This is a genomic window from Rhizobium sp. LCM 4573 (genome assembly GCF_001854865.1).
In the GTDB taxonomy this organism is placed as follows: Bacteria; Pseudomonadota; Alphaproteobacteria; order Rhizobiales; family Rhizobiaceae; genus Neorhizobium.
Map to the genome: position 1 here is coordinate 328,496 of NZ_MDDW01000004.1, position 22,274 is coordinate 350,769.

General features: G+C 60.7%; 22 protein-coding genes, 1 pseudogene and 1 riboswitch. Of the genes and pseudogenes, 6 read left to right on the top strand and 17 right to left on the bottom strand.

Annotation, left to right across the window (positions count from 1 at the left end):
• Positions 1–54 precede the first annotated feature (54 nt).
• The 5 genes from thiD to LCM4573_RS10570 all read right to left on the bottom strand — a co-directional run bounded on the left by thiD (position 55) and on the right by LCM4573_RS10570 (position 6,268).
• Positions 55–852 (bottom strand): bifunctional hydroxymethylpyrimidine kinase/phosphomethylpyrimidine kinase, encoded by a 798-nt coding sequence (gene thiD, locus LCM4573_RS10550; protein WP_071006222.1) that lies wholly within the window; start codon positions 850–852, stop codon positions 55–57.
• A complete protein-coding gene (thiE, locus tag LCM4573_RS10555) occupies positions 849–1,487 on the bottom strand; it encodes a thiamine phosphate synthase (RefSeq protein WP_071006223.1) in 639 nt (212 codons plus the stop codon). The genes thiD and thiE overlap by 4 nt, the downstream gene beginning before the upstream one ends.
• Positions 1,484–2,290 (bottom strand): hydroxyethylthiazole kinase, encoded by an 807-nt coding sequence (gene thiM, locus LCM4573_RS10560; RefSeq protein ID WP_071006224.1) that lies wholly within the window; start codon positions 2,288–2,290, stop codon positions 1,484–1,486. The genes thiE and thiM overlap by 4 nt, the downstream gene beginning before the upstream one ends.
• A 52-nt stretch (positions 2,291–2,342) precedes the next feature.
• Positions 2,343–2,438: riboswitch (TPP riboswitch) on the bottom strand.
• A gap of 71 nt (positions 2,439–2,509) precedes the next feature.
• Positions 2,510–4,492 carry a malto-oligosyltrehalose trehalohydrolase gene (gene treZ / locus LCM4573_RS10565; RefSeq protein ID WP_071006225.1) on the bottom strand — a complete coding sequence of 661 codons (1,983 nt, stop codon included), beginning with the start codon at positions 4,490–4,492 and terminating at the stop codon, positions 2,510–2,512.
• Positions 4,493–4,567: 75 nt separating this feature from the next.
• Complete coding sequence (locus LCM4573_RS10570; protein WP_071006226.1) at positions 4,568–6,268, bottom strand: alpha-glucosidase; 1,701 nt, start codon at positions 6,266–6,268, stop codon at positions 4,568–4,570.
• A 124-nt stretch (positions 6,269–6,392) separates the two neighbouring features.
• On the opposite strand from LCM4573_RS10570, the gene LCM4573_RS10575 reads away from it, so the two are divergent.
• Both LCM4573_RS10575 and LCM4573_RS10580 read left to right on the top strand, forming a co-directional pair.
• Positions 6,393–6,575, top strand: a complete 183-nt coding sequence (locus LCM4573_RS10575; RefSeq protein WP_071006227.1) for a hypothetical protein — start codon at positions 6,393–6,395, stop codon at positions 6,573–6,575.
• Positions 6,576–6,585: 10 nt separating this feature from the next.
• A complete protein-coding gene (locus LCM4573_RS10580; protein WP_071006228.1) occupies positions 6,586–6,798 on the top strand; it encodes a hypothetical protein in 213 nt (70 codons plus the stop codon).
• Positions 6,799–6,988: 190 nt separating this feature from the next.
• Here LCM4573_RS10580 and LCM4573_RS10585 read toward each other — a convergent pair whose 3' ends face one another.
• From LCM4573_RS10585 to LCM4573_RS10600, 4 genes are all read right to left on the bottom strand, one after another.
• Positions 6,989–8,059, bottom strand: coding sequence for an HlyD family secretion protein (locus tag LCM4573_RS10585; RefSeq protein ID WP_071006229.1), 1,071 nt, complete (start codon positions 8,057–8,059; stop codon positions 6,989–6,991).
• 39 nt (positions 8,060–8,098) lie between these two features.
• A complete protein-coding gene (locus LCM4573_RS10590) occupies positions 8,099–9,808 on the bottom strand; it encodes an MFS transporter (protein ID WP_083347388.1) in 1,710 nt (569 codons plus the stop codon).
• Complete coding sequence (locus LCM4573_RS10595) at positions 9,795–10,259, bottom strand: MarR family winged helix-turn-helix transcriptional regulator (RefSeq protein ID WP_083347389.1); 465 nt, start codon at positions 10,257–10,259, stop codon at positions 9,795–9,797. Before LCM4573_RS10595 ends, LCM4573_RS10590 begins: the two co-directional genes overlap by 14 nt.
• Before the next feature lie 143 nt (positions 10,260–10,402).
• Complete coding sequence (locus LCM4573_RS10600; RefSeq protein ID WP_071006230.1) at positions 10,403–10,663, bottom strand: pentapeptide MXKDX repeat protein; 261 nt, start codon at positions 10,661–10,663, stop codon at positions 10,403–10,405.
• Between the two features lie 187 nt (positions 10,664–10,850).
• On the opposite strand from LCM4573_RS10600, the pseudogene LCM4573_RS10605 reads away from it, so the two are divergent.
• From LCM4573_RS10605 to LCM4573_RS10620, 4 genes and pseudogenes are all read left to right on the top strand, one after another.
• Positions 10,851–11,400 (top strand): annotated as a pseudogene (locus LCM4573_RS10605) (sigma-70 family RNA polymerase sigma factor).
• 14 nt (positions 11,401–11,414) lie between these two features.
• The gene (locus tag LCM4573_RS10610; protein ID WP_407071727.1) at positions 11,415–12,041 is read left to right on the top strand and encodes a DUF1109 domain-containing protein; all 627 of its coding nucleotides are present in this window, start codon (positions 11,415–11,417) and stop codon (positions 12,039–12,041) included.
• Between the two features lie 92 nt (positions 12,042–12,133).
• Positions 12,134–13,366, top strand: coding sequence for a peptidase T (pepT, locus tag LCM4573_RS10615; protein ID WP_071006232.1), 1,233 nt, complete (start codon positions 12,134–12,136; stop codon positions 13,364–13,366).
• A 138-nt stretch (positions 13,367–13,504) separates the two neighbouring features.
• Positions 13,505–15,094 (top strand): ABC-F family ATP-binding cassette domain-containing protein, encoded by a 1,590-nt coding sequence (locus tag LCM4573_RS10620; protein WP_071006233.1) that lies wholly within the window; start codon positions 13,505–13,507, stop codon positions 15,092–15,094.
• On the opposite strand, the gene LCM4573_RS10625 is transcribed toward LCM4573_RS10620, so the two are convergent.
• The 8 genes from LCM4573_RS10625 to LCM4573_RS10660 all read right to left on the bottom strand — a co-directional run bounded on the left by LCM4573_RS10625 (position 15,087) and on the right by LCM4573_RS10660 (position 22,260).
• On the bottom strand, positions 15,087–15,647 hold the full coding sequence (locus LCM4573_RS10625; protein ID WP_071006234.1) for an isochorismatase family protein: 561 nt from the start codon (positions 15,645–15,647) through the stop codon (positions 15,087–15,089). The genes LCM4573_RS10620 and LCM4573_RS10625 overlap by 8 nt on opposite strands.
• A 61-nt stretch (positions 15,648–15,708) precedes the next feature.
• Positions 15,709–16,488 carry an SDR family NAD(P)-dependent oxidoreductase gene (locus LCM4573_RS10630; RefSeq protein WP_071006235.1) on the bottom strand — a complete coding sequence of 260 codons (780 nt, stop codon included), beginning with the start codon at positions 16,486–16,488 and terminating at the stop codon, positions 15,709–15,711.
• Between the two features lie 59 nt (positions 16,489–16,547).
• Entirely contained in the window at positions 16,548–16,976 is a 429-nt protein-coding gene (locus LCM4573_RS10635) for an HD domain-containing protein (protein ID WP_071006294.1), read from the bottom strand.
• 4 nt (positions 16,977–16,980) lie between these two features.
• Positions 16,981–17,355 (bottom strand): GFA family protein, encoded by a 375-nt coding sequence (locus LCM4573_RS10640; protein ID WP_046796117.1) that lies wholly within the window; start codon positions 17,353–17,355, stop codon positions 16,981–16,983.
• Entirely contained in the window at positions 17,352–19,673 is a 2,322-nt protein-coding gene (locus LCM4573_RS10645) for an FdhF/YdeP family oxidoreductase (RefSeq protein WP_071006236.1), read from the bottom strand. The genes LCM4573_RS10640 and LCM4573_RS10645 overlap by 4 nt, the downstream gene beginning before the upstream one ends.
• Positions 19,674–19,787: 114 nt before the next feature.
• On the bottom strand, positions 19,788–20,507 hold the full coding sequence (locus LCM4573_RS10650) for an ABC transporter ATP-binding protein (RefSeq protein ID WP_071006237.1): 720 nt from the start codon (positions 20,505–20,507) through the stop codon (positions 19,788–19,790).
• Entirely contained in the window at positions 20,504–21,253 is a 750-nt protein-coding gene (locus LCM4573_RS10655; protein ID WP_071006238.1) for an ABC transporter ATP-binding protein, read from the bottom strand. The genes LCM4573_RS10650 and LCM4573_RS10655 overlap by 4 nt, the downstream gene beginning before the upstream one ends.
• A complete protein-coding gene (locus LCM4573_RS10660; RefSeq protein ID WP_244505297.1) occupies positions 21,250–22,260 on the bottom strand; it encodes a branched-chain amino acid ABC transporter permease in 1,011 nt (336 codons plus the stop codon). The genes LCM4573_RS10655 and LCM4573_RS10660 overlap by 4 nt, the downstream gene beginning before the upstream one ends.
• Between the last annotated feature and the right edge of the window lie 14 nt (positions 22,261–22,274).

Sequence of the window (22,274 nt, forward strand, 5' to 3'; positions counted from 1 at the left end):
TCGAACGCGAGGCGCCTTCCGAGGTTCCATGTTCAGCCGGGAATGGACGAGCCTTCACCACATCGCATGAAAATGCTGTACCGGGCCATGGCCCGAACCGACCGTAAGTGTGTCCGCCTGCGCAATGGCACCGGAGAGATATCGCTTGGCAATCGCGACAGCCTCGGCCGCATGAGCTCCCTTGCCGAGTTCCGCGGCGATCGCACTCGATAGGGTGCAGCCGGTTCCGTGCGTGTTGCGGGTCGGGGCTCTCCGCGCCTCGAACCAAGTCAGGCCATCGGCATTTGCCAGGACATCGGGACTTTCGGCACCAGACAGATGGCCGCCCTTGATCAGAACCGCGGCGGGCCCCAGCGCGCGCAGGCGCTCCGCCTGTACAGCCATATCCTCGCGGCTTTCGGCGACTTCCTCGCCGAGCAGCGCCGCCGCCTCTGGCAGGTTCGGAGTCACGATCGTTGCAAGCGGCAGCAGCTTGCGGGTAACGACCGCGACGGCATCGCTCGAAAGTAGCGGTGCGCCCCCCTTGGCGATCATCACCGGATCGAGCACGATCGGCATGTCACGGGTAGATGTCAGCGTATCGGTCACGGCTTCTGCGATCGCTGCATTGGCGATCATGCCGATCTTGACCGCATCGACGCGAATATCTGCAAAGATCGCCCGTAACTGATCAGCGACGAAGTCGGGCGGCACGGCATGTACCCCGCTTACCCCTTGTGTGTTTTGCGCCGTCAGCGCCGTCAGCACCGCCATGCCGTAGGTACCCCGCGCGGAAAACGTTTTGAGATCTGCCTGAATGCCGGCGCCGCCGGAAGGATCAGAGCCGGCGATGGAGAGAATATTGCGGATCATTGACGTGCCTTTTGGATTTCAAGCATCAGGCGTTCGGCGGCGGCCTTCGGGTTCGGCTGGCCGCAGATGGCGGAAACCACCGCCACGCCATCGGCCCCAGCGGCAAGCGCCGGAGCGACATGCTCGGCCTTGACGCCGCCGATCGCCACGGTTGGAATGGGTGAAATGCCCACGAGCTTCCTCAACCCGTCGAAACCGATGGCTGGGGCATGTTCCGGTTTGGTTGAAGTCGGAAAAATGGGGCCGATACCTGCATAATCGGCAAAAGCCGCATCGGCCGGAACAGCATTCTCGCCGGTCTGCACCGACAGGCCGAGGATCATGTCCGGACCGATCAGCGCGCGAGCGGCCTCTGCCGAAATATCATCCTGTCCGACATGCAGGCCCTCGGCGCCGATCGCGATCGCCGCTTCGACGTCATCGTTGACGATCAGTGGTACGCCGGTTCCGGCAAGAGCCACCTTCAGCGCCTGGCCGGTATCGATCATTCTGCCGGTATCGGCTTGCTTGTCACGAAGCTGCACCATGGTCACCCCGCCCGAAACCGCAAGGCGCGCCGTTTCCACCATGCCGATCGCCTGGCAGAGATCGGGATCGAGAACGAGATAGAGTGAGAGATCGAAGCTTTTCTTCATGCGGAGGTAATCCTGGCTCTTACGTCCAGCGTCTCGCCGGTGAGAGCGGAAAGCTGATCGAGTAAAAAAGGCGAGAAGGAGCCCGGGCCCGAAGCCTTCTCGGCCGCCTCCTCACCGGCGACGGCGAAGGTCGCGAGCGCAGCAACGGCCGCATCGAAAGGATGCTCAGGGGCCACCGCAGCAAAAGCTCCGACGAGGCATGTGAGTGAGCAGCCCAGCGCGGTAACCTTCGGCATGAGAGCCGAACCGCCGGCGATCCGCACCGCGTCGCGGCCGTCGGTGATGAAATCGACCGCGCCGGTGACCGCGACCGTACAGCCATGTTGCTTCGCCAGCGCGCGAGCCGARCCTTCCGCGACGTCGACGCTATCGCCGCTGTCCGCGCCCTGGCCGCTCGCCGGCCCGCCCCCTAGCGCCATGATCTCGGAGGCATTGCCACGGATGATGGTCGGCTTCAGCGCAACCAGTTCCGCCGTAACGCTGCGGCGAAAGCTGGTGGCATAATGCGCGACCGGATCGAGCACCCAGGGCTTGCCGGCCTTCCCGGCTGCCGCGGCAGCCTTCTTCATGCCGCCGATCCAATCAGCGGAAAGCGTGCCGATATTGATCGTCAACGCCGCGGCGATGCCTGCAAATTCGCCTGCTTCTTCCTCCGCGCTCACCATGGCGGGCGAAGCGCCCGCCGCGAGCATCACGTTGGCCGCGATATTCATCGCCACGTAATTGGTGATGCATTGCACGAGGGGATTGGCGGCGCGCATGGTCGTCAGCAGCTGGCCCGGTGTGAGTCTTGTCCTATCCATTCTCGCCCTTCTTCATGAGGAGGGGCGGCGCGGGACACGAACATCCTTTGGGGATAAGGCCCGAACGACTCCCTCCGCCAGCATGATCTGGTTCAGGTTCAAAGGGTGCTTCTCAGCCCGGCTTTGCCGGACGCCCCTGTCTGCCGATAGGTCTACAGCAAGTGGGGTGCGTGTCACAAGCTGTTTGCGACGATGTAGAGCTTTGCCGCATATCAGGCCTCAGCCGCTCTTTTCCTGCTTGACGCCGGATAGGCGCAACTGCCACGCCCGCATTTGCCTAGGATTTGGCTTCGGCCGAAACTCGCCATGCGTGGCCGCGAGAAGAAGGGCGCAATCACCCGTCAGCGTCCAATGGTATTGCAGATCGATCGGACGGACGCCACTGCCACCATAGACAGGGTCCTCGCTCGACCAGACGACTCGCCATCGCATGTCTTCCGGAGGCGCAAGAAGCGGATCGGGCAGGCTCGTGATCATCAGATCCTTGCCGAAATTGATGAGCAGCAATCGTTCGTCGGCGGCGTTGTTGCAAAGGTAACGCAACAGGAAGGCGGTGTCAGAAAGAATGCTGCCGTCTACCCTGCTTCTGTTTGGATCGAAGGCCGGCTGCTCACGCCTGATATTCAGAAGATCGCGATGGAGAGCGACGACGTGGGCGTTCTTCTTCCAATCGCTCCAATCCAGCTTCGAACGCTCGAACGTACCCGGATCGCCGGGAACGGGCATGTTGCGGGCGAAGTCCTCCCCTCTGAGGCTGGGAAATTGCTTCAGGGATTCGATACGTCCCCGGCGGACGGTTTCCAGAAGCTCGTCTCCCTGGTCGGCAAAATAATGGAATGGGCTCGAAGCACCGAACTCCTGTCCTTGGAACAGCATCGGCGTCTGCGGTCCGAGCAGCAGCAGGGCCGTCATGGCCCTTATGCGTGCAGGGGAGGTCAGCATGTCCATACGCAGGCCGGTGCCCGAATTGGCGATCTGGTCGTGGTTCTGCAGGAAATGGATGAAGTTCGCAGGCCTGAGGTCCAGGCCCGGACGGCCACGCGGCCCATCCTGCCAGTCGTATCTTTGGCCTTGAAAAAGATAGCCGTATTTGGCCGCGGAAACGAACTCCTGCGCTCTTCCCCGGTGGTCGTGATAATACGCCTCGTTGCGGCCCGTCAGCGCCACCATCGCGGCATGGTGAAAATCGTCGTTCCAGAGCGCATCGAGTCCATGGCCAGAGTTCTCCGGCGACCGCACCAGCCAAGTGTCCTGCGGCTCGTTTTCCGCCACCAAGTAGATTTGGCGTTTTCCAGCGGCGGCACGTGCCTCCCGTACGATAAGCATTATCACGTGGTCTTCGCTGGAGTCGAAGAGCGCCTGCGTGGCGTCGATCCGCAGCCCGTCGAAGTGAAATTCGTCGATCCAATAGGCCGCGTTCTTCGAAACAAACTCTCGGACTGCGGCGCTGCCCGGACCATCGAAGTTGATCGAAGCGCCCCATTCGTTGTGATGACGGTCGGTGAAATAGTCGGGGGAGAACTCGCCGAAGCGCTCGCCGCAGCCAAAGTGGTTATAGACGACATCCAGGATGGCACCGATCCCGAGGCGGTGAGCGGTATCGACGAAAGCACGAAGATCGTCCGGTTCGCCATAAAGATGGGTCGGCGCATAGGGCAGCACGCCATCATATCCCCAACCGAAAGTACCGTTGAACTCGTTGGCGGGCATGACTTCGAGGCAGGTGATGCCGACATCCTTCAGTTTTTCGAACTTCGAGGCCGCCGCGGTCCAAGTGCCTTCGGCTGTGAACGTGCCGATATGCATCTCGTAAAGAACCTGACCTTCAGGCGAGACGCCTCGCCAATCCTGATCCTGCCACCGGTAAGCTGTGGGATCCACAACCATGGAGGGTCCGGCAGGGCCTCGAGGCTGAAAACGCGAGGCTGGATCGGCAAGCAATTCATCGACACCATCCAGCTTCAGGCGGTAGAGCGTGCCGGCCTTCATGCCGGATACATGCAGCGAAAAATAGCCACGTTCCTCGGATGCCATGGCGTATTGGTCCCCGTGTTCGAGCACAACGGAGACCTGCTTGCGAACCGGAGCCCAGACACGGAAGGAAACGCCTCCGTCTAAAAGCTCCGCACCCACCGGATAACGACGCCCCARGCAAGAATGATCGGAGCGTTTCCGGTTGGCGGACTTTGACAAGCTGCTCATGGCAGTTCCGGTGTTGAAGCGGCGGATGTGTTCGGAACGGCTAACGAACAGCTGACGAAACGCAAAGTTCCTCTCCTATTTCGCCGGCGCCTCGCAGAGAATGGCAAAAGCCTCGTAAGCTCGGAGTTCAACACCCTCCGAGAGTTCCTCAACCGGCGAGTAGTTGCTGATGAGGCACTCGCCCGAAATCTGCAATTCGCCTGGAATGGTCAATGATATCGGCCGTGGCGTGAAGTTGGCCACCACGACCAGCCGATCCCCTTTCAGGGTGCGGGAATAGACGAATATGTCCGGATGCTGGTCCAGCCATGATTGGTAGAGGCCATAGACGATGACCGGATGTTTCTTCCGCAGTTCGATCAGTTTGCGATAGTGATTCCAGACCGAGTTTTCATCCGTCATCGCACTCTCGGCATTGATCATTTCATAGTTGGCATTGACCTCGATCCACGGAACGCCGGTGGTGAATCCTCCATGCGGGGCCGCGCTCCATTGCATGGGTGTGCGGGCATTGTCGCGGCCGTTCTCGTTGGCGCCCCGAAGAAAGTCTTCCGGCGAGTAGCCCGCCTCGACATGCAGCCGGTGCATGTTCAGCGTCTCGATATCCCTGTATTGCTCGATCTTGGTGAAGGGCACGTTGGTCATGCCGATTTCCTCCCCTTGATAGATAAAAGGAGTGCCCTTCATCAGGTGCAGCACGGTGGCCAGCATCTTGGCTGATTCAATATGATAACCGGTGACATTGCCGTATTTGGAGACGGCGCGCGGCAGGTCGTGATTACCCCAGAAAAGCGAGTTCCAACCGTCCTCGGAGAGCGCATATTGCCACTTGCTGAGCACGGATTTTAGCCGCACCAGATCGAAAGGTTTGGGGCGCCACTTGCCGAACTTCGCGTCCCACTGTTGGGTGACGTGCTCGAACTGGAAGACCATGGAGAGTTCGTGGCGATCCTTGCCGGAGTAGAGCAATGCGGAGCCAGGCGTCGCGCTCCAGGTCTCCCCAACGGTTAGCACGTCCCGGCTGCCGAAGGTTTCGCGGTGCATTTCCTGCAGATAATCGTGCAGGTGCGGGCCGTCCTTGACGATCTCCTGATCGACCTTTTTCCCTATGTAATCGATGACGTCCATGCGGAAGCCGCAGATGCCGCGCTCCAGCCACCAGTTCATCATCTTGTAGATTTCGGCACGAACCTTCGGATTTTCCCAGTTGAGATCCGGCTGGCGGCGAGAGAACATGTGCAGATAGTATTCGCCGGTTTCCGGATCGAGCGTCCAGGCGGGGCCGCCGAAGGAAGATCTCAGGCGGTTCGGAAACCCGCCATCCGCACCTGGCTGCCGCCAGATATAGAAATCGCGATAGGGATTATCGATCGATTTTCGCGCCTCGACGAACCACGGATGCTCGTCCGAGGTATGGTTTACCACGAGATCGAGCAGGACGCCGATGCCACGGCGTCTCGCTTCCGAAACGAGGTGATCGAAATCGGCGAGCGTGCCGAATTCCGGAGCGATGTCCTGGTAATCGGAGATATCGTAGCCATTGTCGTCCATCGGCGAGGCATAGATCGGCGACAGCCAAATCACGCCGACCCCGAGCTCCTTCAGATAGTCGAGCTTCGACGTGATGCCGGGAATATCTCCGATGCCGTCGCCATTACTGTCGACGAAGCTGCGGGGATAGATCTGATAGACGGTCGATGTGTGCCACCATTTGGGCTCTACCGAAACCCCTTGCTCTATCAGATGGGCTGCGGGCTGATCGCTGAACTGGTCCATCGGAAGCCTCCCTCAACTCTCTGGCTCGAACGCCCAACGGCTGTGGGGGTTCCTGGATTTCCGGAACATTGGCGGTCTGTGCCGGTTAGGTTGGGAGAACCATAATCACCAAAGGAGGTCCAACATGAGCAGCCGACTCCCTCCAACTCCCCCCGAAAACCTGAGCCACAAAGGCTCCGGCGAGCAGAGCCATAAGACAGACGAACGGCAGGGCAAATCGCATGCAGCAAACGATCCCGCCAAGCAGGGTCAGCAGGGCAACACCAAGATCAACACCACCCATCAGGGTTATCAGCAGGACCGCTGAGGAGGTTTTAATGTCGACATCCGAAAAGACGCCGGCCAGCATCCGCCAAGGCGGGCCCGGCGCCTCTCATGAAAATGCGAAGGAGCCTCTGAAGATCAAAAAACCGCCGGCCGATTCCGACCGCCGCTCTCAGAGCCGGGTTTCCGGAGGCGGCGGCGAGCGCGACAGCCATCATACGCATGATGCAGAGAAGAAGGGTGGCGGCACCCGCCCCGCCCATTAGTCGCATGGGGAATTCCTGAAAGACGTTGCTTTCCTCGCATTCGTCGGCTGGACAATTTTTTCACTAGCCCGACGAGATGTTTGAAAGTCGGCATCGCTGACCAAGAAACAGCAAACGCCCCGCGCCGATGTGCTGAACAGGCGCGGGGCGTACTCCGTCCAAATACTTCGCTGACCGTTGGTGGCAACAGTCAGTTGGCGGCCGTTCGAGCCGCAGCCGCATCGCCCTGCGCGAGGTCCACGCTTGCGACCACCGACATGCCGGGAACGAGCCTGTCGGTGAAGGGCTGCTGCGGTTCTATGGCAATCCGGACGGGAATGCGTTGGGCAACCTTGGTGAAATTGCCGGTCGCATTGTCCGCCTTGATGACGGAGAATTCCGAACCCGTGGCCGGCGCGAAACGTTCGATATGGCCTGTGAAGGCCTGATGGCCGAGCGCATCGACGGTGAAAGTCACCTGCTGACCGGGCTTCATGCCATCGAGCTGAGTTTCCTTGAAATTCGCCACCACCCAGACCCGATCGGGCACCACGGAGCCGATCTGAGTGCCGACGGAAACATATTGCCCGAGCCGCCCGGTCACCTCACCCAACGTGCCGTCCTGAGGCGCGACGATGCGCGTATTCTGGAGATCGATTTCAGCCAGCCTTACGGCCGCCCTGGCGCTCTCGACATTGGCTTCGAGCGAGCGCCGGCTGACGACGATGGTGTTGAGGTCCTGCTCCGCCACCAGCGCGGCAGCTTCCGCCTGATGAACGGCAGCCTGCGCCTGGTCGAAAGCGGCCCGGTTCTTCTCCGCTTCGCTTTGGCTCGCGATGTTCTTTTCCAACAGGCTTTCGGTGCGCGCATGGGCAGTGCTGGCCGCCTGCAAGGCTGCCTTGGTGCTTTCGATCGCGGCCTTGGCGGAGGCGATCTTGGCTTCCCCCGACTTGCGGCTCTGCTCCGAGTTGGCCAGCGCCGCTTCAGCGGCTGCAAGGGTGGCCTTCGCCTGCTCCAGCTTCTGGGTATAGATGCGGTCATCGATCCTGGCGACGAGATCGCCTTTTCTGACCTTCTGATAGTCCTGGACGGGAACCTCGACCAGATAGCCGGCGAGCTGCGGGCTGAGAAGCGTCACCTGGCCGCGCACATAGGCGTCATTCGTCATTTCCACCGATCCGTGGAAGGGTGGCAGGTTCCAGGCATAAAGGACGACCAGTATGCCGGCGGCGCCGATGAAGAGAGCGATATAAGTGGCTATGGAGCGAAAGATCTTGGTCATTGCAGTTTCTTCTTGTTCTTGTTGTTCTTGCGTGTGGTTTCAAGCGCTGGCTTGAGCGGGATGCCAGCCGATCCGCAATCGTTCGCGATTGCGCCAGCCGACATGGATAATGAGGCAGGCAAGCGCGAAGAGTGCGAGATAGAAGGTCAGAAGGAACGAGTCGTTGTAGGCTAACGCATAGGCTTGCTGCGATACCTGTCTGGAAAACGAGGCGGTGCCCTGCAGCGTCTGCTGGCCCGGATCTGCCAGAACCTTTCCATAGGCCCCGCCGAGCTGCTTCAGCCTGGCGGCGACGAGCGGATCGGCAGACGCAAGCCGCGCGACCAAGCGGAAGGAGTGGAATTGCTCCCGCCATTGCACGAATGTGCCGTAAAGCGCGCTGCCGAGATAACCTCCGACCTTCTGTGTGGCGAGGAAGACCACGAGGAAGGAGAGGATGTAGTTCGGTCCGCGCTTCAGCGCCGCCCCCATGCCCACGGCAAGCGCCGGTGGCAGGAAGAGACCGCTCGCGAAGGTCACCAGCGCTTGGCTCAGATACATCTGCTCCGGCCGGGTAAGAATGGTCGAGCGGCTGTCCATATAGCTGCCGGCGGCAATCAGGATCAGCGAGACGGCGTGGATCAGCGATTCCCGGCCGGGCTTCATGAAGGCGGCACATGTCATACCTGCGACCAGGGCAGCGATCAGCATGACCCAGTAGAGCCCGGCCATCTGTTCGTTCAGCATGCCGACATTGCGCAAGAAGTTGACCGCGCCGCTCGACTGCTCCGACAACGCTATGCGGAAGACCATCAGAACGCCGGTAAAATGCAGGATCTCGCGCGAGGACAGCCACCGGATATCGACGAGATGGTTCTTGCGATTGAGCTCGATGGCCGCGAAGATCGCCGAGGCCGCAATCCCGATGACGATCAGCCAGGCGAGCCAGTCCGCCTCAACCCACCAGTAGGTCCGCCCCACCGTGAGTGCCACGGCAAAGGAGCCGAGTCCGATCGCAAGGAAGACATAGCTCACCACGTCGAGCGTGCTGATGACCTTCGCCCTCGGCGGCGAATTGAGCGGCAGAAGATAGACGAGACCGAGCGAAATCATCGCAAGTCCCATCTCGACCCGGTAGAGCGCATGGTAGTCGCCGATATCCATCAGGGCAGGCGAGATGAGGCCGGTAACCGGCGTCRCAAGAGCCGAGGCCGTAAGCGCGATGCATATGCCTATGTTCATCTTTCTTGCGGGCGGCAAGGGCTCCAGGATGTAAAGGAAACCGAGCGAGGTCATGGGCGCTGCCGCCACGCCTGCGAAGAAGCGCAGCATGAGCGCGCTGTGATAGTCGTTRACCCAGAAATGGGCGAGGCAGACGAGGAGGTAGACGACGATCGCCACTTCCGCGAAGTTCCTCAACCCGTACTGGGCTCTTACCTTGAAGAGCAGCAAAGTGAGGCTGGCGTTCGGAAAGAGGTAAACGGCCATCAGCCAGGTCGCTTCTACCTGTGTCAGGTCCATGGGACCGGCGATCTGCTGCAGGTTCGTGGAGAGGAAGCTCATGCCGAGGCCCTGGGTAAGGGTGATCAGCGCGCCGGCCAGAATATAGGCGATGGTCAATGAGAGAGGCTTCGGGACGAAGGCTGGTGGCGCCGCAGGTGCAGCAGGTGCAGCGGGCTCGGGAACGGCAGAAATCGCTTCGGCGGGCTTTGCCCGCCGTTCACCGTCATCCCGTTCATCCGTTGCTTGCGAAGCTTCACGCAGAGACATCGACAATCTCCAGATCGGCGATGTTGGCTGCAATGGTTTCGATAAGCGCGATGGAAGCACGCAGGCCCTCTTCGTCGATATCGGCGAAGATCCGCATGCGCATGCGGTCGGCGATCGACTTCACGAGTGCGGCCTGCTCCTCCCCATGTGGGGTCAGAACGATGAGCTTCACGCGCCGGTCATTGGGATCGGGACGCCGTTCGATGACGCCGTTTTCCTCCATGCGGTCCAGAAGCCGAACCATGGTGGCCTGCTCGRGCTCCATCTCGCAGGCGAGTTCGCTCTGGGTCATGCCCTGCTTCTTGGCAAGCCTGAAGAGGACGCGGGCACGCGGATAGGTCAGTCCATGCGCCGTCACTTGCTGGTTGAAGGCCGTATGGATCTTTCGGCTCGCCTTGTTGATCGATTCCAGAAATTCGGAAGAGAGATTGTCGCGTTTCATCGTGGGCATAATGTTAGTGCGCTAAGTTTCCTTATCAGTTAATTAGTACACTAAGCTTCTGCTTGCAAGGGCATTGACGAGAAATTCCGATCATAGGGAAGGCTGCGAATGAGGAAGCGGCCGCGGAACGGAATCCCGCGGCCGTAGCTCTATCAGTTCATGCTATCGCAGGCCTTGGCCATTTCGGCCTTCTTCATGCTGTCCTTTTCCATGTCGACCTTATGCATGCAGTCGGCCTTGTCCTCCTTCATGGAGCCAGACTTCATGGCATCGGATTTCATGGAGTCCTGCTTCATCATATCGGATTTCATTGCATCGCCGCTCATGTTGTCTTGTGCCTGGGCGGCACCGGTGGCGAGCGAAAGGCCGGCAGCAAGAATGCATGCTGCGGAATTGACGACGAGCTTCCTCATCGGGCTTCTCCAAGTTAGTCAATAGACGTGTCCGCCAGCGGAATGCCGAAGGTTCACAGCCATCCCTTCGCTGTGGTTGGAATCCCGTTACAGTTTCACGCCCATGTGATACGGATCGCGGAGGAATGATTTTTTGCCGGCTTGTGTAACCGGTCCGCGTCTTTCCACGAATGTCCGATGAAACGGCATGGCAAACGCAAATTCGGAACAAAGTCTGAAGCAGCTTATGCTTCTCTCCCTCGACGGGGATGAGGGGGCGTATCGGCGTTTGCTTCACTCCCCTGCGCACCCTGCTCATAGCCTATTACGGCCGCAGGATGGGCGGCGGGACGAGAGCGGACATGGAAGACCTGGTGCAAGAGACATTGCTGGCACTGCATTCCCGGAAGGCGACCTATGACCGGGAGCGGCCTTTCACGGCCTGGTTCTTTGCCATCGCCCGCTACAAGCTGATCGACCACCATCGCGGGCGCGGCGGCCGGGCTGCAGCGGAAATTGAACTCGCCGGGGATGTCGAAGATGACTTCAGAGAAGAAGCCGTAACCGCACGGATGGATGTGGAGCGGCTCCTCGAAAGCCTTCCGGCAAAGCAGCGGGAATTCATCCGCCAGGTAAGGCTGGAAGGCCAGTCGGTCTCCGACACAGCCGATCGCTACGGCCAGACGGAATCGGCGATCAAGGTCGGCATCCACCGGGGCATCAAGGCCCTTTCACAAAGATTGCGAGGCGATGCGTGAAGCGGACGGATGACATGATCGAGGCTCTCGTGCGCGACTTGCGGCCCACGCCGCGCCGCGCGTTCGAACGCCGGTTTGCCCTGGGCGTACTTCCGGCGCTTGCCGTTTCGCTTGTCCTCATGCTGGCGATCCTGGGACTGCGCGTCGACATGGCTCAAGCAGTGATGCTGCCGGCCTTCTGGATCAAATCCGCCTACAACGCGCTGCTTGCACTGGCCGCCTTCATCACAGCTCATCATCTTGCCCGTCCTGACGGATCGCAAGGACGATTCTTCCGTATCGCCGCGCTGATCGTGGCCGCAATGGCCGTGGTTGCCACCATGCAGCTATTGTCTTCTCCCCGAGAAGCTTATCCGATCCTCATCTTCGGATCGTCGGCGCTGCATTGCCCTTTTCTGATCCTGGCCTTCGCCCTTCCCATGCTTGCGGCGAACCTTTGGGTTCTTCGCGGTGCCGCACCGACTGATCTCAAGCTCGCGGGCTTTATTGCCGGCATTGCCTCGGGTGCGGCGGGCGCCTGGGTCTATTCTTGGTTCTGCACCGAGAACGGCATGCCCTTCGTGCTGATATGGTACTCGCTGGGGATATTGGTGACCGGCCTGATCGGTGCACTCGTCGGCCCGAGGCTGCTCCGCTGGTGAGGCTCCTTCGCCAGACGCGACCAGATTGTCATTCACTCGGGCTCTTCTTCCCGCTAAGGTCCGGGCTCTCGTCCTTTGTCCCGGATTTCACAATGACCGATAGCGTTCTCGACCGTTTTCTCCGTTATGCCGTCATCGATACCCAATCCGATGCACGGTCGAAAACTCAGCCCTCGACCGAAAAGCAGAAAGCGCTCGGCAGGCTTCTGGTGGCGGAACTGCTGGCGATCGGCCTTTCCGATGCTCATCTCGACGAGCATGGCTATGTCTACGCGACCATTCCTTCCAATACGAACAAGCAGGTGCCGATCATCTGCTTCTGTTCGCATATGGATACCGCGCCGGATTTCACCGGTACCGGCGTGAAGCCACAGGTCGTGAAGAACTACCAGGGCGGCGACATCCGCCTACCGGGCGATCCGGAACAGATCATCCGTGTCAGTGACCACCCGGAACTTCTGAACCAGATCGGCAACGACATTGTCACGACCGATGGAACGACACTGCTCGGCGCCGACGACAAGGCAGGCATCGCCGAGATCATGGCAGCGGCCGAGTTTCTCATGAACAATCCGGATATCGAGCACGGCACGATCCGCATTCTGTTCACCACCGACGAGGAGATCGGCCGCGGCGTCGACAAGGTCGATCTCACCAAGCTCGGCGCCGAATTCGGCTACACTGTCGATGGTGAAACCGCCGGCACGATCGAGGATGAGACCTTCTCCGCCGATGGCGTGGAAATCTCCATCAAGGGTGTCGCCATTCATCCGGGCTTCGCCTTCGGCAAGATGGAGAACGCGATCAAGATCGCCGGCGCGATCATCGATCGGTTGCCGAAGGAGATCGCACCCGAAACCACCAAGGACAGGGGAGGCTTCATTCACCCGACCGATCTCCGCGGCTCGATGGAAAAGGCAAGCCTGAGCTTCATAATCCGGGATTTCACCGAACAGGGCCTTGCCGAGAAGGAGGCCCTGCTCGAGCGGATCACGAGAGAAGTGATGACGGCCTATCCGGGCTCCTCCTTCACTTTCGAGGTCAAGGAGCAGTATCGGAACATGAAAACGGTCCTCGACCGTCATCCAGAAATCGTTGAAAWCGCTATCGAGGCAATTCGACGCGCAGGCATGCAGCCGGTGCGCGGCAGTATCCGCGGCGGCACGGACGGCTCCCGGCTATCCTTCATGGGGCTGCCTACGGCCAATCTCTTCGCCGGTGGCCATGCCTTCCACTCGCCGCTCGAATGGGTGAGCCGGCAGGATATGGAAAAGGCAGTCAAGACTCTGGTCGAACTTGCGAGGGTCTGGGCGGAGCGCGCCTGAACCCCTCCGCCAGGCTTGAAGCCGGCGCCTTGACGCCATATGTAGAGTTCATCCGCAGTTTCAACAGGATGTGACGCATCATGGATTTCACCCCGACAGCAAAGCCGCTTCGCCTTGCCATTGGGAACTTGCCGATCCATGCCTGCATCCATAACTCTTTCCGATCTTTCCTGGTCCACGCCTGACGGCCGGCCGCTCTTCACCGATCTTTCATTGAGCTTCGGCGCTGAACGTGCTGGCCTGGTCGGTCGCAACGGCGTCGGAAAGACCACGCTTCTGAAGCTGATTACCGGCGAATTAGCACCGCATTCCGGCACGGTATCCGTATCGGGCAATTTGCATGTGCTGCACCAGAGCGTTCAGGTTTCGCCGGAGGCGACGATCGCCGATCTCTTCGGCGTGCGCGATGCGCTTGCCTTGCTTGGCCGCGCCGAAAAGGGCGAGGCAACAGCCGAGGAATTGACCTCGGCGGATTGGACGCTGGAAACGCGCATGGCCTCGGCGCTCGCGCGGATCGGTCTGGATGCAGAAATCCACACCCCGCTTCTCGCCCTTTCGGGCGGCCAGCGTACCCGCGCCGCTCTTGCCGCCGCCATCTTTGCCGAACCGCAATTCCTGATACTCGACGAGCCAACAAACAATCTCGATCGTGGTGGCAGGCGGGCGGTGATCGACCTCCTCGCCGACTGGTGCAGCGGCGCAATCGTCGTCAGCCACGATCGGGAACTCTTGGAAACCATGGACGCCATCATCGAGCTCACGACACTGGGGGCGAGCCGCTATGGCGGCAACTGGAGCGCTTATCGCAAGCGCAAGGCTCTGGAACTTGCCGCAGCCGAACACGATCTGGCGGAGACACAAAAGCGGGTGACGGAAGTCATACGCAGCGCGCAGGAGCGGGCCGAGCGCAAGGCGCGCAGGGACAGTGTCGGACGCAAGAAGGCGGCCAAGGGCGACATGCCGCGCATCGTTGCGGGCGGACTGAGGCGCCGGGCGGAAAACACGAGTGGCGACAATGCCCGTCTTGCCGAACGCCGGCAAGATCGTGCCCTGGAAGACGTCGCCGCCGCGCGGGAGAAGATCGAGATCCTTCAACCGTTCTCCGTCAAGCTGCCGCCGACGGGATTACCCGCGAACAAGACGGTGCTGTGGATCGACGATATAACGACCGGCTACTCGCAGGAGCAGCCGGTATTACGCCACCTTTCGCTGGAAATCACCGGGCCGGAGCGGCTGGCCGTTACGGGACCGAACGGTTCCGGCAAGACGACGCTGCTGTCGCTCATCACAGGAGCGCTGCAGCCCTTCGAAGGCGCCGTGCGGGTGATGGTGCCATTTTCCATGCTCGACCAGCGCGTCAGCCTGCTCGACACCTCCCTTTCCATCCGCGACAATTTTCGGTTGCTCAATCCGGATGCGGACGAGAACGCCTGTCGCGCAGCCTTGGCCCGTTTCATGTTTCGGGCGGATGCCGCTCTGCAAACGACCGGAAGCCTCTCGGGCGGGCAACTGCTGCGAGCGGGTCTGGCCTGCGTTCTCGGCGGCCCACATCCACCCTCCCTGCTCATTCTCGATGAGCCGACCAATCATCTCGACCTCGATTCGATCGGGACGGTCGAAGCGGGATTGCGCGCCTACGACGGCGCACTGATGGTCGTCAGCCATGACGAGATGTTTCTGGAGGCAATCGGCATCACCAGACGCTTCGAACTCACTCCGGTTACTTAGCCGGCGAATTGGCAAAAGCCTGCGTGGACAACAGGTTGACGCCGGCGGCTTCGAACTCCGCGTTCTTGCGCGCGATGATCCTCTCGGCTGCCTCTGTCGGCTGATCCACGGTACTGTGCGCATCCGAGACAACCGTGACCTTCAATCCGCGAGCATGCGCGCCCTTGACCGTCGCCGCCACGCAGAAGTCGCTCTGCGCGCCGACGAGAATAACCTCGCCAGCCTGCTGGTCGTCGACCCACCTCGCGAAGTCCGGATTGCTGAAGGCATCGCCCACGCTCTTTCCGAAGGTCGGCTCGTCATCTCCCTGGCCGAGCGCCGGCCAGACCGGCCAGCCCGGTGCGCCGGGAGCAAGCGGATCGCCATCCGGCCCGTCATGACGGATGAAGGCGACCTTGCGACCACCGCGTCTTGCCCAGTCGATGAGCCCGCGAACGCGGACGGCAAGCGCATCGGCCTCGTGCACCGGCGGCTCGGCAACACCATCGAACATTTCGGTCTGGAGATCGATGACAATGAGCGGGGCTCGTTCGGTCGGCAGGCGCGATGACATGGATGGACGCTCCGGAAAAATGGMAATGCACCACGATAGAGCGTTTCAGGTGGAATGGAAATTATCTGAGCAGGCCTTGCCCGCCATCGACGAAGATGGGAGCGCCGGTCACATGCCTCGAACGCTCCGAGGCGAGAAACAGGATGACCTCGGCCACATCTTCACTCTCCCCTGCCCTCCCACCCGTGATCGGAATATCGCCCTTCGGAAACTGCACCGGCACGGCGGTTTCCTTTCCGGCGCGCAAGATCGTATTGTCGTCGATATTGGTATCGATCGCGCCCGGACAGACGGCATTGACGCGGATTCCATGCTTGCCGAGTTCCAGTGCGAGCTGCTGGACGATCGCCACCTGCGCCGCCTTGGTTGCCACATAGGCCGTGGCACCCGGCGTGTTGAAGCTGCGATTGCCGTTGATCGACGATACGACCACCACCGAACCGCCCTGTTTCTTCAGATGCGGCACAGCCGTATGGAAGGTGAGATAGGTACCGCGCAGGTTGACCGCGATCGTCTGATCGAACTCCTCCGGTTTCAGATCATCGATCGGCGCCCAGACCCCGTTGATGCCTGCATTGGCGACGACGATATCGAGCCGTCCGAATTCGCCCGCCAGTCTCTCCAGCGCCTCGCGCATCTCGGCTTCATCCGAAACGTCTGCTTCGAGCACCAAGGCCTCACCGCCTGCCCGCTTGATCTCGTCGGCAGTTTTCTCGATCTCGCTTCTGGTTCGCCCGAGCACGCCCACCTTCGCACCTGCCGCGGCAAGCTTGACGGCGGCTGCCTTGCCGATACCGGAGCCGGCGCCCGTTACCAGAGCGACTTGCGACCGAAGTTCCATAAGCGATCCTTCCTGTGCTTAACGGGGACATGCTTCGTCAAACGAACGGCAGGAAAAGCTCAAGGTTCCGGATATTCTTGCCTGAGAATGCGCAAGCCCTCGGTGAATTTCGAGCCATCGCCGCCCATCCGGAGCGTTTGCGAAAGATTGTCGGTCAGGTCGGCCCGCTTCACCGGCCGGGCGAGCGGGTTGGCGATCGAACGCCGCACGAAGGCGAAATAATCCTCTCCATCGCGCTTGCTCATGGCATCGACCGCTTCGACTATCCTTTCCGGAAAACCTTCCCGCCGCAGCCGGTCGAGTGTCCAGCCGGAGCCCTTTTCCACGACATCATGGAGCCAGGCGACGAGCCTTTCGTCATCCCCTTTCACGCTCTCCGCGACACGCCGAACGTGCTCGATGAACGGCTCGCCGGTCTTGCTCGACTGGCCTCGATGCGCCTCGGACGCGATGGTGGTCGCCTTTTCGATCAGGCTGTTTGGCGACATGGCATCATGTCCGGTCTTCATCGAATTGCTGAACCGGCAGCGGCTGCAGCCAGTTTTCGCGACGCTTCACCCATATTTCATAGGTCGGCTCGAGATCCGTCGGCGCCATGTCCAGGGAGCCGACACGGATTTCCACCTCGTCGCCTCCGCCGGCATTGAAAACGCGCGACCCGCATTCGGGGCAGAAGCCGCGTCCATGGAAATACTTCACCTCCCCCGTGCTTTCGAAGGCCTGGCGTGGCCAGATGCCGAAGGTCACGAAGCTCGATCCGCTTTCCTTCCTGCAGTCGGCGCAATGGCAAAGACCTAACCTCAGCGGGGCATCCCTGACGGCATATCTGACCTTGCCGCAGAGACAGCTTCCAGACCGGATAATCATGAGACGACTGACCTCCCGAGCTTTGCTTCATCTTTTCCTTCTCCGGCGGCAGCTATCCGCACCGGTACCGATTTCGCCGCCGGCACCTTGCTYTTTTCCGCATGCTGCCAGAGCGGGACCAGCACATTGCATTCCGGATAATAGGCTGCGCAGCAACCCTGCGGCACATCGTAGGGTACCGCCCGAAGACCGGAAATGGAGCGCGCGACGTTGTCGGTAGAAACCGTTTCCACCGTCACGTCGGCGCCTTCTGATATGCCGAACCGCGTCATGTCCGCCGGATTGAGGAAAATCACCATGCGCGTGCCTTCGACACCACGGAAGCGGTCGCGATAACCATAGACGGTGGTGTTGAACTGGTCGTTGCTCCTGAGTGTGATAAGCCGCAGCACATTCTGTTGCGTGCCGCTGTCGAAGCTTGCCGAAAGCGCCTTTGGAACCTTGAAGTTTGCCTTGCCCGTTTCGGTTTTCCATTCACGCTTGCGGGCTGGCAAAGGCTTCTCGAAACCGCCTGGAGTCCACATGCGCCTGTTGAAATCCTGAAACATATCGGGCCAGGTGGCTTCGATCGCATTCCGCACCTTTCCGTAATCCGCAACCCATTCGTCCCAAGGCACGAGAGGATTGGTTGGCAGCGTTGATTTCGCAAGTTCCGCGATGATCTTCGGCTCGGAGAGCAGGTGCTCGCTTGCCGGTTGATAGCGCCCTTTCGAAGCGTGAAAACAGGCCGTGGAATCCTCCGTCGTCACCACCTGCGCACCGGTTGCCTGCTCGTCCCTCTCCAATCTTCCAAGACAGGGTAGCAGATAGGCCACATCCCCATTGAAGAGATGGCCACGGTTGACCTTCGTCGCCACCTGAACGGTAAGCCGCATCCTCGGCCAGGCTTCCTCCATCGGCCCTGTGTCGGGTACCGCCCGCAGAAAATTGCCGCCGAGACCGATGAAGGCGCGCACCTCGCCGTCGAGAATGCCGCGACAGACATCCACGGTCGTCATGCCGTCCTCCCTTGGCGGCTCGAAACCGTAAAGCTCGGCGAGTCTATCGAGGGGCACCAGGCTCGCTTTTTCCGCAATCCCGACGGTGCGCTGCCCCTGCACGTTGGAGTGGCCGCGAACTGGGCAGATACCGGCACCGGGCTTGCCGATATTGCCGCGCAAAAGCAGTAGATTCACCAGCATCTGAACGCTGTCCACGCCGAGCCTGTGCTGAGTAAGCCCCATGCCGTAGACGGCCATCACCGCATTGGCGCGGCCATAGATCGCGGCGGCCTCTTCCATTTCGTCACGCGTGAGCCCGGCTTCCTTTTCGAGCACGCCCCAGGACTGCTCCTCGACAAACGCTCTGAACGCATCGAAGCCGTGGCAATGCTCGGCAATGAAGGCATAATCGAGTATACCGCCGGACGCCGCTTCGCGCTCGAAGAGCGACTTGCAAGTCCCCAGCACCGCCGCGATATCGCCACCCGCCTTCACCTGGTAGTAGCGATGGCTAATCTTCGTCTCGCCGCCGGTCAGCATCTCTATCGGATGCTGAGGATTGGTGAAGCGCTCCAGCCCTCGCTCCTTCAGCGGGTTGAACGTGACGATGACGCAGCCTCGCCGCGCCGCCTCCTGAAGCTGGTGCAGCATACGCGGGCTGTTCGAACCCGTATTCTGTCCAAAGAAGAAGATTGCGTCGGCGTCCTCGAAATCGTCGAGCCTGACCGTGCCGACCGGCTGGCCTATCACCTCCGGAAGTGCCACCGAGGTCGTCTCGTGACACATGTTGGAACTGTCCGGCAGGTTGTTGTTACCATAGAGCCGGGCGAGAAGCTGGTACATGTACGAGGCTTCGAGCGACGCCCTGCCGGAGGCATAGAAGACCACTTTCTTGGGCTCACTTTCGCGGAGCCCTTTAAGCTCCCGACCGATCTCCTCGAAGGCGCTTTCCCAGGAAACAGGCTCGTAGATATCGAGCAGATGGTCATAGCGCATCGGATGCGTCAGCCGTCCGGCAGCTTCCAGACTGTAATCGTCCCAATTCCGCAGTTCTGAAACGGTATGCGCGGCGAAAAACTCCGGCGTGGCGCGCCTGGTCGTCAGTTCCCAGAAGGTTGCCTTGGCGCCATTTTCACAGAATTCCGCCGGATGCGGATGGGCAGGCTTCGCCCAGGCGCAGCTCACACAGACGAAGCCCTTCGGCTTGTTCTGGCGCAGGAGCGCATCGATGGTCGAAATACGCGTCCTGCTGCGAACCGCATTGCGGAGGAGAGATTGAACTGAGCCCCAGCCGCCGGCGGGCCCCTTATAGTGCTTGATATGAATCTGCGAGGTCATCGCGGACTTTCCTCTCAAGGGCCGGAGCTTTCCGGATGCTTCAAGGAATAATCACCGCGATCCCACTTGGTTCCCGCCCGGCTTATCCAGCGCCCGCGCGAGCAAGCTCGCCGATCAGTGCCGGATGCCTTTCTCCACCCCCAGATGCTGRCTGAGTACCGTTTCGTCAGCGAGAAGGTCGGCGCTGGCGCCCCGATAGACGATGGCCCCGCGGTCGAGGATCACCGCTTCGTCCGAAAGCGGCAGCACCTTACGTGCCTTCTGCTCAATGATGATGGCGGACATCCCCTCCCCTTCGACGATGCGTCGGATGGCAGCCAGCAATTCATCCACGATGATCGGAGCAAGCCCCTCCAGCGGCTCATCCAGCAGCAGAAGTTTCGGATTGACCATTAGCGCTCGGCCAACCGCCAGCATCTGCTGTTCGCCGCCGGAAAGCTGATTGCCGAGATTTCTGCGCCGCTCCTTGAGCCGTGGGAACATCGCATAGACCCTTTCCACCGACCATGTGCCTGGACGCGCGATCGCCGTCAGGTTTTCCTCCACGGTCAAGGATTTGAAGATGTTTCTCTCCTGCGGCACCCAGCCGATGCCGGCAGCGGCGCGCCTGTCGGCCCGAAGCTTGGTGATGTCGCGGCCCATCAGCCGGATCGTTCCGGAGTGATATGTGGTCAGTCCCGCAAGCGTATCCACAAGCGTCGTCTTGCCGGTACCGTTGCGGCCCAGCAGCGCCAAGGTCTTGCCTTGAGACAGGCTGAAACTGATGGCCGAAAGGACGCTCGCTTCTCCGTAACCCGCGACCAGTTTTTCCGTAACAAGTACGGGTTCGCTCATACGTTTTCCCCCAGATAGACGGCCTTGACGCGCGGATCGGCGGAGATTTCCGCAACAGTGCCTTCCGTGAAGATCGCGCCTGCCACCAGCACCGAGATGCGGCTGGCGAATGAGAAGACCAGGTCCATATCGTGTTCGATGAGAACCACAGTGACATCCGAAGGCAGATCGGAGACGATCGCTAGAACCTCATGACGCTCGTCTTCCGGCACCCCGGCCGCCGGCTCGTCCAGAAGCAACACGCGCGGCTTCGAGGCAAAGGCAAGCGCGATTTCCAGGAGCCGTTGCTTTCCATAGGGAAGAGTGCCCGTCCGCTCCCCCATGACTGAAGCAAGCCCGAAGCGATCGAGCAAGGCGGCCGCCTCGTCCACCACCTTGCCGTAACCTGTGATGGACCGCCAGAGATTGTGACCGATGCCCTCGCGCTCGGCGATCGCCAGTGCTGCGGTTTCCAGCGGCGTGAAGTCAGTGAAGAGCTGGTTGATCTGGAAGGTGCGGGTCAGGCCCCGTTTCACACGCCGGAAGGAGGCGAGCGAGGTGATATCCTCACCCTCCAAAAAGACCTGCCCCTCGGATGGAGGCTGAACGCCGGTGAGCAGGTTGATGAGCGTAGTCTTGCCCGCACCGTTCGGACCGATCAGCGCGTGGCGCGCACCCCGCTCCACCTTCAGACTGACGTCGTTGGTGGCGAGAAAAGCGCCAAAGCGGCGTTTCAACCCTTTGGTTTCGAGAACGATGCCGGTCATCGGTCTGCCTCCTTCCTCGAGAAGCGCTCGGGCAGGTACTCGATCCAGCGGGCAAGCCGATCCCGGCCGGTCAGCACCATCGCCACGAGAATGAGGCCGATCCAGAACATCCAGTATTGCGGCGTGACCACCGACAGCCAGTCCTTCAGCAGCGTGAAGATGATCGCCCCGAATATACCGCCATACAGATACCCGGTGCCGCCAATGACGAGGACCATCAGGAGGTCGGCGGACCGGTGAAAGGCAAGCACATCCGGAGAGACGAAGCTGGTCGTCTGGGTAAGCAGCGCGCCCCCCATGCCGGCGAAGACGGCGGCCAAAGTGTAAACGGCCACGATGCGCCGTCTCGCCGGTACGCCCACCATGCCGGCGCGCATCGGATTGCCCTTGATCGCCTTGAGGGAGAGGCCGAAAGGCGAGAATGCCAGTCGTCTGGCGATCATGGTAACAAGGAAGAGGACGACGAGGCAGTAGATGTAGCCGTTGCGCCCGAAGAGATCGAACTCGAAGATGCCGAGGATCGGACCGACAGTGAAGCCGCCCAGGCCGTCCGCGCCGCCCGTCAGCCAAGCCATCTGGTTGGCGACCTCCGCCATCATCAGCGCAATGCCGAGCGTCGTCATCAGCCGTGTCAGGTCGGAGCCCCGCAAAATGAGAAAGCTCGTGAGGAACCCGAGTACACCGGATGCAAGCCCCGCCACAATCAGGCCGACGACAGGCTCGGCGATGAAATGCAGCGCAATGAGACCGGCGATATAGGCGCCGAGCCCGAAGAAGGCGGCATGCCCGAGCGAAACTATTCCGGCAAAGCCCAGCACAAGGTCGAGAGAGACGGCAAACAAGGCCAATATGGCAATCTCGGTCAGGATCAGAAGTTTCGTCGGCGCCACGAAGATCGCAGCTACAGCCGCAACCCACACCAAAATCTCGTAGAACCTGATGCGATTGCGCCGCTTCATGAATTTCGCCGCGCGACCCTCCGCAGTTGCGGCGGAAGATGCGGTCATTGCCGTGACGTCCT